The sequence below is a fragment of the Pseudomonas sp. PvP027 genome, assembly GCF_017833005.1.
Taxonomy (GTDB): domain Bacteria; phylum Pseudomonadota; class Gammaproteobacteria; order Pseudomonadales; family Pseudomonadaceae; genus Aquipseudomonas; species Aquipseudomonas congelans.
On the sequence record NZ_JAFIBK010000001.1, the window covers coordinates 1,006,626 to 1,019,186 of the forward strand.

Annotated in this window: 4 protein-coding genes; all 4 read right to left on the minus strand. The window is 56.3% G+C overall.

The genetic code is table 11. From position 1 onward, the window contains the following. Nucleotides 1-14: 14 nt before the first annotated feature. From JOE33_RS03955 to JOE33_RS03970, 4 genes are read right to left on the minus strand one after another with little or no spacing between them, the layout of a single operon-like run. The gene (locus JOE33_RS03955) at nt 15-509 is read right to left on the minus strand and encodes a hypothetical protein (RefSeq protein WP_122578526.1); all 495 of its coding nucleotides are present in this window, start codon (nt 507-509) and stop codon (nt 15-17) included. A gap of 40 nt (nt 510-549) precedes the next feature. Next, on the minus strand, nt 550-5,691 hold the full coding sequence (locus tag JOE33_RS03960) for a hypothetical protein (protein ID WP_187625709.1): 5,142 nt from the start codon (nt 5,689-5,691) through the stop codon (nt 550-552). A 54-nt stretch (nt 5,692-5,745) separates the two neighbouring features. Then, nucleotides 5,746-10,527, minus strand: coding sequence for a hypothetical protein (locus JOE33_RS25720; protein WP_240009393.1), 4,782 nt, complete (start codon nt 10,525-10,527; stop codon nt 5,746-5,748). 27 nt (nt 10,528-10,554) lie between these two features. Next, nucleotides 10,555-12,360 carry a hypothetical protein gene (locus JOE33_RS03970; RefSeq protein WP_187625710.1) on the minus strand — a complete coding sequence of 602 codons (1,806 nt, stop codon included), beginning with the start codon at nt 12,358-12,360 and terminating at the stop codon, nt 10,555-10,557. Between the last annotated feature and the right edge of the window lie 201 nt (nt 12,361-12,561).

The following is a 12,561-nucleotide window of genomic DNA, read 5'->3' on the forward strand; positions in this document are numbered from 1 at the left end:
ACTCAGTTAGCCTATCAGTCGGAAATATTAATCCTGACGCAGGACAACTTCCCGGTGGTGTTTTCATCGTCGTTCCTTTTCTCCTGCATCAACACACCCGGAACAACGATGGCCCCTTCTGACTTATCGTCAAGATCATCGATCGCTATCAGGTCGGTGGTCACAGGATCAACGTAGGTCTTCAGGACAAAGACCCAACCGCCGCTATCGTCACAGTCTTTACTTTCCAGGGTGATGAGGGTAGCCGACCGGACATCATTCAATCTAAAGTAGCGCATCTCATCGTTTTCACAGTTAGACTCCTCGTCATTTAAATTAACAGTGATGTCCGAGTTTTCAATCTTGACGGTGCACGTGTTTCCACCCTCTTCGGTCTTCTCCCTGAACTCGATACTGCGGACCACTTCTTCTTTAGGCTTCACCGAAGCCGATTGCCCCGGGCTGTCAAGACTGAAGCCCGTCAGAGCGACAGCCAGCATGCAGACTGTCAACGTGTTTAAAACTTTCATGTTAATGACTCCCTGTCATTTAATGATCCGACGGTAACTATCAGGTAGGTGTATACAACGTGTGAACCAGACGATTCCGCCTGCCAATAGTGCCTTCCGACAGAAAACTGATTCGCCGTCTGTGAATATTACCCAGCTTATCAAGTAGACTGACCACTAGGGAACGGTACAACTTGTCGCGATCAGGATTGCCAGCGATGACAAACGGTACGCGGTCACTTCTGTGCAAGCTGATGGTAAACTTTCCAGACTCGAACACGCTCATGATTACAGGCAGGTCCAGAGGCTCCGCCTTGACAACGTACTCGACGGCCTCATCAAATTTAATCTTGTCCACATCTTCAGGGACACTCGGGTCATCAAAGATATACCCTGTCCAACTGAAAAACGTTTCAGCTTCCAGGTCGCTTTCCCAAAGAATCATTGAGGCGCTGATATCCGCTCCGCTCGCCGGTAAAAACTTAAACGCTACGAAACTCACAAAGGCTCCAGTTCCCGGGTATTGAACACTCAACTTCCAGTAGTCGGTGGTGCGAAAGTTCATCACGAAGGGGACGTCGGTCGTCCAGTCGTCAGGTGGCATTACCGTTGGATCTCCTCCGCTGCCTTGAGCCCGTTTCACATCGAACTGATAGTTGTTGGTATCGAAAACAGGAATGGGTAGCGGCGATATCAGTACTTTGCTGTTCGTATCTTCCTTCTCTACGGAGGTCCACCAACGGTCTGTATCGTCCTGCTGAAAGGTGGCGTGAAAGGTGCCTACGTAACTGGGCCTCGCCCGGCTGTGCAAATAGAAGTTCTGGATGGACATATTATCGGCCAACAACTCAGCCGCCACGGTACCTGGCAGAGATAGCTCGAAACGGTTCAAGACAGAGGCCAGGCTCCAGGTTTCACTACTGTCCTCAGGAATGCCATCAAGTGGCGGAATGACTGACGGGACGTATGCGCTGGATTCATTATCCACCAGACGCATTGATGCCCTCTCCGTTACACTCAACGAGTGCTCCTCCTCCATAGGCTGCGCCTTGATCTGTATCCTCAGTTGCTGATAGCCGTTAGGGTACAGACTGCCCGACCTTTGACCGTCCGGTCCGCCCGGCACAGTAACCGTGAACAGCGACAGATCCGTCCAGGTCGGCTCATCGACAATTTCGGACACCTCTATCACCGTATAGCCGCTGGCCAGCACCACCTCGTTATTGACAATTTCGCAACTGACGACGCTGCTGCCTATGTAGTCGGCTGGCGGTGTGAACAGCCCTTGCGCGTCAACCTCGCCCTCTCCACCCATCATCTTCCAGCGCCGTTCGAATTCGGGCAGCAGCGCAGTGTCGGCACGCAGCTGTACCGGGACGCCTTTGGGCGCTCTGGGAACGGAAGCAGGTTCGATGCGCAGCGCCTGCTTGCCGTTGGCGATCAATACGGTGGCCAGCCTTTTTTCTTCCCCTTCAACGGATAGCTGCTGGGTGCTCAATATTCGTTTTCCGGACCTGGCGTCCGGGGTGAACAGCATTCCGCCGTCGACCTTGCTCAACGTCCCTGCTTCTGTTCCCTGCAGCGCCAGGCCGACCTGCGTACCGTCCAGCGCCGTTGCCTTGAGTAACACGGGCTGGACGAGCGCCCCGCCCGCCACAACCATCACCCGCGGCGCTATTTCCATGGGCTCGGAGACCACACCAAGCAGCGCCGACGCGGTGCGGGTCTTGCCGCCATCGTCGTAGGTGGCGGTAACCACTACACGCAACGCGTCATGGCCCATCTGCGTCACGCTGGCTGCCGTGTAAACACCACTGGAGGTGATCATGCCGTGTACTACCGGGTTGTGACCCTGCAGGCTGATCACCTGCCAACTGTTCGCGGCGATTGGCTGCCCCTGCACGTCGCGCAAAGTAAAACTCTGCGTCTGTCCCGCCATGATGGTCGAAAACAAAGGCGTAATACTGGCCTGGGGTGCTTCAAACGTGCCGAACATCAGCAGATCATCCGCCACGCAGGTAGCCGGCGCAGCGAAAGGTGCTCCAGAACCGAACCGCAGACTGTCCAGCAGGGGCGGCCGATCCTGCCCTTCGCTGCATCGCATCTCCCTGGACAGTATCAGCGAAGCACCATAGGACTGCCCGAGGCGCGCTTTTGGATTGGCAGGAATCGGGTAGGTAAAGTCGCTGCTCAACGGAAACTGTCCATCGCCATGACCTCCACGCATCCGGATGAGCAGGACGAGGGCACCCTCGCCAAAATTTCTCGCTTCGGCATTTCGGGCCCCGGGCGCTGATTGGGTCACTACGCGAAAGCTTGCAGGCGACTGAGCGGTGTATCGATTGAGGTCGACACCCAACAAGACAAACACGGCACGATGCAGGGCGATCTGCTTGAACTCGTTCGCAAAGAACCCGGCCAGCAGTACATTGACGGGCTCGTCGACACCGGACAGATTGCAGGTGAAGTCAGACCCTTCTGTGAGATCCATGGTCACGTTACCCTCGCCGTCCACCTGCAGAGGTACGCTCATCTCTACCCGGAAGCCCATGGCCTCGATGATTTTGAAGCTCCCGGACACGGCTGTTGCTCCGCCTGCGGGCTGATGTGTTCTGGTGTAGCGCCCGGCCGCGAGACTCATCGTCACAGTCACGCTGGAGCTATCAGCTGCCAGCATGGAAATGGACGGTACCCCAAGCTGGACCCCTTGCAGCTTGACGACCTCGACCGCCTGCTCATCCAGCGCGACGGCGCCATTTAACGGAGGCAAAAACGACAGCTGTTGGTGACGCTCGACATATTGTCGTTCGAGCTGCTTGTTGAGTTCGTCGCGACTGACGGCGAGTATGGCATCCCAGCCTTGAGTAAGCGCTTCGGTGTTCGAAAGCTTCAGCAGACGATCCAGGGTGCTGACTTGGGGCAGCAGCAGTTTCCGCACCATTTCAGGAGAACGGTTCAAAGGCAACGGCAGGATCACGTGCCCCTCGTAGAAGAAGCCCCATTCAGTATCTTCGAACCGTGCGAAGATCACCACGAAAGGGTTCAGCGCATTGAGGTCACTTTTGTAGATATCCCCGTAGAAGCTACCGGGCATGCCATCCGGCTTCCACCACTCCACGTCGTCGAGTAGAGGCATGCCATTGGCCTTGGCCTGCAAGCGTATCTCGCCGTCGGGCAAGGTGCTGTCTTCGACCATCTCGATCGTCAAGATGGGATCAACCTGACGGACCAGCACCCAGGCCGACCGGGTGTGTTGACCGTCGCTGACGGCGATTTCGTCCAGCACGTAGGTTTTGCCGTTTACCTTTGGCCCAGCCACATAAATCTGTCCGCCCGCGCCATCCGCATCGGGTTCCAGTTTGCCGCTTTCACCGGTTACAGGGTCAACGATCGACCAGGTCAGCTTGCCATCACCTGGCGTTCCGGCCAGCAGACTGACGCGTTCGCCGTAACTGCAGACCTGAATCAGCGGGTTGATGCTCACGGCATAGGCCTGCACGGTCACCAGCGCCGTGCTGGTTTGAAGGGTTGCAGGGTCGCTTGCCGTTACAAGCACATGCTGAACGGCCTGCGTCATCTCTTGCGCGTCAGGTGCCAGGTAAATCCCCTGCCCTTCGAATTTGCCTGGGCTGCCGCTGCTGCCAGGCGGATTCACCGCGTTCCAGACCAGGCCGGCGCGCGCCGGCAGAGTGGTCATCTGCAGTTGCGCACCCGAGACCACCAGGGCTTGCTGCTCGACAATCCTGAACGCCGAGGCAGCGGAGTCGATCCTGCCGAACACGGCAAGATCATGGGGCATACCTGAGGTCAAACCTTTCAAGACCTGGCCATCGCCCAGATCGAAATGGCTCAGCACGCTTTCGTAGCCTTGGGCCTGGAGCGTACGACTAAGCGACTTCGTCAAACTGTGCTTGACGGTATGTGCCACGAAACCGTTGATCTGCCGTTGCTCCTGATCGGAAAGGCCGTCGAGTCGCCCCTCAACCGCGCTGGCTTCCTGATCGTGGTCATAGGGCACGTAAAAATGACCTTGCATCACTTGATCATCGGACTCGCCAGGGACCAGATGGAACTCGTACTCCAGATCGACGTTGAAGACTTCGCTGCGCGGTTGCCACTCCGTACTGCTTAAAGCTCTGTACTGAAAATCGACGGTGACCGGAAAACTCCAGCTCTGCATTGCCTGGCTGTAATCGAAGTCGATGGTCAGGGATTTCTGTGTGCTGACCGCCGGAATGCTGAGCGCCCTGGACTCGAATTCGAAGTCCGCAGTTTTATAGGTCTCTGAAGCGACCTCCAATGTACCGGCCTTTGCGACCATTCGTCCCAGCGGCTTCTCCGGTGGAAGAGTGAACTCGAATTCCGGACCTTGCATCGCTTGTATCATGGCATGACCCAGCGCAGCCCGGTGCAACGCATGCGAGGAGAACACCGCCGTTGCCGAGTAATCCTCCCCGGTATCGTTGGGGATCAGATAACGGAAGTCGGCAGCGTCGTCAGGAAATCCGCCCGTTACGCCATGCTCCAGCGTGGTGAACAGTAGCAGTGCTCCCCTGCCGTCACCCCCCTCAGCGTTTTCAAGTTGTGTGCGTGCATCAATCCTGCGTACGTTGAGCAGCGGATTACCCGGGTCGCCAAACACGCCCAGCGTAAACAACCGCTGCCGGTTCTCCGGGTCGAGCAACCACGCTTGCACGAACTTGCCCGCCTCGCGCCGTTCAGCGGGACTGCTGCCGGAAAAATCCAGCTCGACGTCTTCGCTCAGAGTGAGATCAACCGCCAGCGCCTGGCCCTGACTCGTCAACTGCGTATCCAGACGCAGACCTGCATTACCGGAAGGGTCGTAGCTGAACATCTTCAGGATACTGTCACGCCCCTGGTTGTTCTCCACGACAGTATGCATGCCGCTGAGACCAGACATTCGCCATGCCACTGACGCGCTTTCGAGCGAGCTGTTCTCGAAGGACAGCGCAGGCGGGCCAAGCATCAGACCCGAGAAATAGTGCGAAATATTCGTATCGGGAATGGTAATGCTTCCATCAGGGACGGGCTGCGCCAGCCCCTGACCTACTCCGATTTTATACGTCTGTGCAAGCAGGTCATTAACAGCTTTGCCGTCAATCGCTACTATCGCGTCCCAGCCTCTCAACCGGGTTGAACCTTGCATCCATGCCAACAGACTGTCTGCTGAATGACCGGCCATGAGCCCACCTCCTGTGGTACCAATGAAGTATTGAGTTGTGTGTTTAGTGAATTGTTATTCAGGGTTTGGATCAGTCAGCGGCAAAGGCAGAATGATGTGCCCTTGCAGCGTCCCCAGTTGGGGATGCTCGATGCTGGCGACAATCAAGACGAAATGCTTGTCGGTCTGCTCGGCAGCGATGTACACGCTGCCGTTCATCTCGCCCGGCCCTCCCAGCGGCCTCGACCAGAGGGCATCCTTCGCAGTTCCGTTGGCGAATGCCTGTAACCGCACACTCTTGATCTGTGTGCCTTGTTGCTCTTCTACCGTCGCCTGAACAGTCAGAAACGGGGCTTTCAGTTGAACCAGCACCCAGGCAGATGCACTGAAGGGTTGAGTAGAGAGGACGACCTCGTCCAGCACATAGGTCTTGTTGATCTGTTCACCTGCCGGAATGGCGACGTAGGTGTAGTCACCGTCAGGCAATGCGCTGGGTAATAGCTCGCCGCTCTCGCCCTCCACCGGATTTCTGATCGACACGCTCACCTCATCGGTACCCAGTACGCCGGCTGCCAGCTCGACGCTACTACCGGCATCACACACCTGAATCAGCGGATTCAGGCTCACTGAGCTGGCGACGACCGTCACCAGAGCCGAGCTGTGATAGTCAGTGGCTTTATCGGTGGCGGTGATTCTGACCCGGATAAAGGGCTCGTTCATTGCAAGGGCTTCCGGCGCGTAGTATTTGCCGTCGGTAGTGATCCCACCGGCATCTTCCGATGCGCCATGCAGTTTCTCTGCGTTCCAGTCCACCGCCATATTCGCAGGATATGTGACGAATGTGATCGAGCTGTCTACCGCCATCACATGCTCTTGCGGGCTGATGACAAAAGCGGTCGTGGCAGGAGCGACATAGCCGAACGCTGCAATATCACCAGGCGCACGCAAAATATCACTCACGATCGCCCGGTTGAAATTGAGTTGAATGCTTTCCTGGATAAATGCGCTGACCGGCAACGGAGTCGGAAGCACTTCATCAAGCCGTGACTGAATTTCCCAGACCATATCTTTTTGGTTCCGGCCAACGGCAATTGCAGTAATAATGATCAGTACATCTCGCACGTCGCCTACCGGCGTGGTGCCATCTGTTGCAACGAACGTCATCTCACCGACAAGGACGTCGGTGTTCAGTGTCGGCTTGAGCACCAGATCGTCGGACAACTCGGAAAACACATAGTCACACGTCACGTCAAAGCTGAATATGGTGGCTGCCACATACACTGGATAATCTGAGTCCAGGAGCTCCAGCGTGACGGCTCCGGACGCCTCCGATTTCCAGGTCAACAGCGCATTCCGATCACCGTCAAGTGTGATCGTTAAAGGTAACGAACCACTCTTTGCAGGGTATGACGCCCCCCATCTGACAACTCGGGGGATCACTGATTTACCGTCAAGCATTACTGGATTTAAATCCTCGGAGCTATAAGGGACAGTCAAACTCCCGTCTTTTGCCGTGGCTTTGATCACTCGACCGTTGGCGTCAGTGACGTACTCGAATTTAAGATTTTCAATCACAGCGGAGAGAGCGTCTGCCACGGTCTGGACAATGCTCACGGCCTTGTTTATACGCTCTTTGGCAAAAAGCACCGTGGCGGAATAGCCCTTCGAGTAGTACTCCGGAATCAGGTATCTGTATTCAATCGGTATATCACCGCCTGGCGAACCGTCTTCCATACAGATGAAGGTAAGAATCGCGCCGTCGCCGGCATTCCCTGCCCGTAGCTCCTGTTCAGTCAGCGGACGGGTCTGGGTGCGCAACTTGAATGACTCGGCGCGCATTGATGCATTGGAGCCGACCTCGATGACGCCCAATGTCCAGATGCGTTTCTCGTCCGGAAGCTGATTGAACAGGTCCTTGAAGAAATCACCACCCAGCTTTCTTTCATAGGCTGATTCGGCGAAGGTGAGAATGAAGTTGTCACTGTGCCGCAAGTCCAGTTTGACCCGGCCATCGTCGTCGACCAGGCCCGCAACCTCGTCCAGACTCAAGTCGAGCGTCAGCTTCGGTCCTTGCAGCGGGTCGATTCGGGTCAGCTTTACAAGGCCCCAGGTGTCGACATTCTTTTTCAGGGTCAACTGTGTGCCGCCCAAAATGACGCAGGTCAGGGTTGCATGAGAATTGCCCAGATCATCGTTCACAAAAGCCAGGCGCGGAGCGTCCAGCAGAAACTCATGAATGGATTCCATCCACTCGTTGACGACTGTGGGTACCTGACCGCTCACCGGAGGCAGGTAGGTGTTGGCCGAAAAGCGATGGATGTATTCCTGCAGCAACAGCGAATTGACCTTGCTGCGATCCATGGCCGCAATGGCGTCCCAGCCCAGCATGACGTTGTTGGCAGGGTTTGCCATCCAGTTGACAAGGCCGTCCAACGTGTTATTGGCAGAAGCCAGCGCGCTGTGCTTGGCGACGGACTTGGGCTTGTCTGCGGACAGTACGCTGACGGCGCTGGCATCATCGCCCATCAAGGTCAGTTCATCCTCGAAATCCAGCAACGGGAGCGGCAGGATGATGTGTCCTTGCATGTCGCCGAACATGTCGTCAAAGTAGGTGGCAAACACCAGCGCAAACCGCTCATGTATGCTGTCAGGTGCCTTGTACTTGCCGTCATCGGTGATCTCGCCGCGACTGCCCGCCGCCAACGTCCACACAGGCTTGATCTCAAAGCCGCTCAACAGCGCCTGCAAGCTGACCTCACCGGCCGACACGTCAACGACCAGAGGCTTGACGACCAAACCAGGTGGGTGCTGCACCACCAGCATCCAGGCCGAGCGAGCCCCTGAAGCGCCGGTGACCCTGACCTCGTCCAGCACATAGGTTTTGTCACTCACTTTAGGGCCGGCCACATAGGTATGATCACCGCCGGGCAATATGCTGGGCCTGACCTCACCGCTTTCACCCGGCACCTGATTACTTATCGACCACTGCAACGGCATGCCAGCAAGCCCTTTGGCGGCGAGTTCAATGGTCTCACCGGGACTGCAGATCTGAATCAGCGGACTGATCGTCATCGGGTTGGTCAGCACTGTGACCAGGGCAGCGCTGGAATTGCCTGTAGCCTTGTCTTCAGCGACTACTCGCACACGCAGCAGGCCATTGACCGCGTCGGCTTGCGGCGCCGTGTAAAGCCCGGCGGGCGAAATATCGACCTTTTCCCCTGACCCGCCTTCAAGCGCCTCTGCTGACCAGACGACGCCTGGTATGCTCGGTTCAGTGACGAACAGTTGACTGCTGCCAGCAGCCATCAGTGGCTGCAGGGGGCTGACAGTAAACGAAGTCAGCGTCGGGTTGACATGGCCGAAGATCACAACGTCCCTGGGTATGTACAGAACGTCGCTCTGAATCGACTCACCGAAACCCAGAGTGATCTGTTGACTCGTAAACGCTTCGAGTCCTGCACCAGCCCAAAACGTGTCTGCGAATATCGGGTCCACGCGCTCACTGATTATGCGCAGAATCTCATCACGGGCCATTTGGATCAGCGTCATGATTATCGCGAAGAGGACCACGCCAATCAGCTGACCGATAAGTTCATCCTCCCAGGATCTGCCCGAGGGCATAGTCAAGGTTTTATCGAGTGAGTATGACGCTCTCGTCCATTGCAAACCTGTCCGTTCATAGGTGATATCAAACGACAGGCCGACTTCAAACGTGAAGTCATACGCATCAGAATCTGTCCTGACTGTTAAACCGACCGGCGATCGGGTTGTCCAGTTCAGCTGGATTTTTCCAGACTCGAAATCCAGCGTGAGCGGTTGATCGACTGTGGAGCTGAAGATCATTTCACCGACGTCGGCATCCGTCCGGTCACCGGTCTCAGGATCAACCTTACTCACCGAGAATGGCTCAAACGCTAACTGCCCTGAAGTCAACCTGGCCTGCGAGAGCGTACCGTCCGCACTTTCAACGTACTCAAAATCACCGCTGCCTAATGCGTCTGCCATCGCATACAGCAACCCCAGGGGCGCTGCATTTGCGCCCATCAGCACACTGGCCGAGTAATCCAGGCCGGTGTCACCGGGAAGAAAGTATGGATAGTCAGCCGGGAGCGTATCGCCTGCCTCCTGACCCACCATACTGATGCACACCAGGAGCGCACCCTCGTGATCAGTCGCATCATGTGCATCCTGTAATGCCTGAGGATCTGCCTGGGTCTGCAGCCTGAAAGCCTGAGGCTTCATCAGCTCCACGGCTTCGTCTCCGGCATCGATACTGCCGAGTTCCCATATCCGCTGCTCGTCGGGCAACTGGCTTATCAGATCGCTGAAAACAGAACCTATCAGCTCCTGTTCTTCTTCAGTGCCGGCCCCTGTCAGCCTGACATCGTCACTGTGTTTCAAATCGAGAACGATTCGGCCGTCCCCGGAAACAACTCCCTGCGTCTTCATCAGGTCCAGATCCAGCAGTACTCTGGGGCCGAGCAGCGGGTCTATTTCTACAATGCTCTGGGTCTTCCACTGGTTATCTATACGGCTCATCCTGAGCCAGGCTCCGGCGTCCACGGAGCAGCTCAAGGTGGCATGATTACTGTCTGTACCGCCTTGCTCGAACGACAGCTGCGGCGTACCCAAACTGAAACCGCGGATGGCGTCCAGCCGTTTGTTAGGGATTGTATCGACCACCCCATTGACCAACGGTAACCAGGAGTCGGCTGTGGCACGAGCAATGTGTTGCTGCGCCAACAGTTCATTGACCTTCTTGCGTCCCAGGACGGTAATCGCGCCCCACCCGTGCATGACATTGTTTTCAGGGGCCTGCATCCAGGCCAGCAGACTTTGCAGCGTATTACCATCCATGGCTAATTATCCTTGCTTGGCTGTTGATCAATGGGCTCGCATCTGGTTCGTCAGGCTGAAGCTGATGAAAGGGAACGGCACGTACGTTGTGCCCTCGTCAAAGCTGACTTCAATCTTCACGGTAATAGTTTCGGTGTCGCGCTGCAGTCCCTCCAGAAAAGCCTTGGGTATGAGTCCAGAGACTTTACCGGCCTGATACTCAGCGACAGTGACAGGCTCGGCAGCGCCGGTCCGCACATCGAAGCTTTGCGGATCGCCATTTGAGGACAATCCAGTAACGATGATGCGTACCCGCTGGCCTGCAGCCATATACATCCAGGTGGCAAGACTGAGCCCGGCGCCTTCGGTGGGCACCTCGCCAAGCGAAAGCAAGCCATCATGGGTTGACGGCCGCACGTTCTGAACGACCGGCCAGCCGCTGTCGATACCTTTGACCTCCAGATCGAAAACCTTCGAGGTGCCGGGCGGTTCCAAAGCAGGGGTCACCTGGTAATACACGTCAACACGCTTGCCCATATTGGCGGGCACGGCCGTGGCTGGAATGATAAAAAGCTTTGGATCACCGGCCGAAGGGTCAGCGATGGAACTGCCGGTACTGCCGTAACCGTCCCAGTGCATTTGCACGGTATCGTCAGGGCCAATGACAGCGGTTTCTGGAATCCGCACCTCCACCCTATCAATCAGCGCCTGTGCAAAGACGTGACCTATGACACCCTCGCTGCCGTTGTCATCGACAATAGCGTGCGTGATTTCCGGCGGTGGCAGGTCAAGCGGCTGGCGTAGCAGGACGCCGCGAGCGATCGAGCTGCCCGCAGTACCCTGCCGTGCGTACTGGTACATGAACTCCACGTTCTTGCCGTTGTTGCTGACCAGCCAGTCCTGGTCCACCTTGAGCTCGAGCACTTGACTGTCGAGCGTCGATACATCGGTGCGCAGGGTTTTCACCAACTGGCTATCACTGCTGACGTAGATCACAACCTCATCGTTGACTTGCATGCCTGTGTACGGCTCGATCTTCAGGGTTATGCCGTCGGGATAGGATTGCGGATCCAGCGAGCCGCCGCTGAAGTCCTTGATCTCGAGCCTGGGCAAAAACACGATATCCGGGGCCACGATATCCAGGGTTTGAACAGGGCCCTGCGTGCTGAACGTGGTGCCTGCGTAGTCGATCTTCTGGCTCATGAGGGCGTAACCATCCTTGATTGCTAACAGGTCGTTTGGAGGAATTTTCCAGGTCAGAGGCTGACCTGCCTCGCCAGCGGTCACGCTATGAGTCCTGACCAAAGGCATAAAAAAAACGCCATCATCAAAGTACAGATCCAGCGTGAGTGTCACCTTGTCGCCCGCGCGCATGGCCTTGTACGGCGGCGTCACGAACGTGATTTCACCCGAGCGGAGCAGCTGCGGATCCAGCTTGAGGTCATGGGATTGTTTACATTGCGGTACAGCCAGTGGCGTGGCGCTGATCAGGGGGCGCCCTACATTGAAAAAGAGCCGCCTCGACTCGATTAGCGTGTCCGGGGTATTGCTGTCAGGCACGAAATACGAATAAAAAACCCACCCCTGATCAAGCCTCTTGAGTTTCTGATTGTCGATCATTACCGGCATGCCATCGGCCTCAAGACCGACGACTTCGATCAAGTCATCAAATATATCCACGACCTCACCTTGCGCACCGCAACCACGCCAATTGATGTAGAAAAAGCTTCCATTGACGATGCCTGGATAGTTGACGTAGGTCAGCAAATCCAGGCTCCCCAGTTGCTCGAGATCTATGTAGTTCCCGGGCTGTTGCAGTCCAGGGACTCCGGGTGCCGGATACTCAACAGCCATGAGTGCGCTCCTTTCACGCGAGTACGTGAAGTGATGAAATTTCTTTTCAGCCGTGTGGCAGCGCCGAATGGAGTCTTTGTAAGCCCGGGCGAATCGTCTGACTACTCGTACAATTGCTAGGTTACTGACTCACGGAGGAACGAGTAGGGTTGAGCGAGGCTTTCAGTGTCTCCGGCAGCCAGGAACACTGAATTCCTCCTA

Excerpts from the sequence above, each read along its gene's own strand:
- JOE33_RS03960 (WP_187625709.1), bottom strand. The coding sequence starts at position 5,691 with ATGGCCGGTCATTCAGCAGACAGTCTGTTGGCATGGATGCAAGGTTCA.
- JOE33_RS03970 (WP_187625710.1), bottom strand. The coding sequence starts at position 12,360 with ATGGCTGTTGAGTATCCGGCACCCGGAGTCCCTGGACTGCAACAGCCC.
- JOE33_RS25720 (WP_240009393.1), bottom strand. The coding sequence starts at position 10,527 with ATGGATGGTAATACGCTGCAAAGTCTGCTGGCCTGGATGCAGGCCCCT.
- JOE33_RS03955 (WP_122578526.1), bottom strand. The coding sequence starts at position 509 with ATGAAAGTTTTAAACACGTTGACAGTCTGCATGCTGGCTGTCGCTCTG.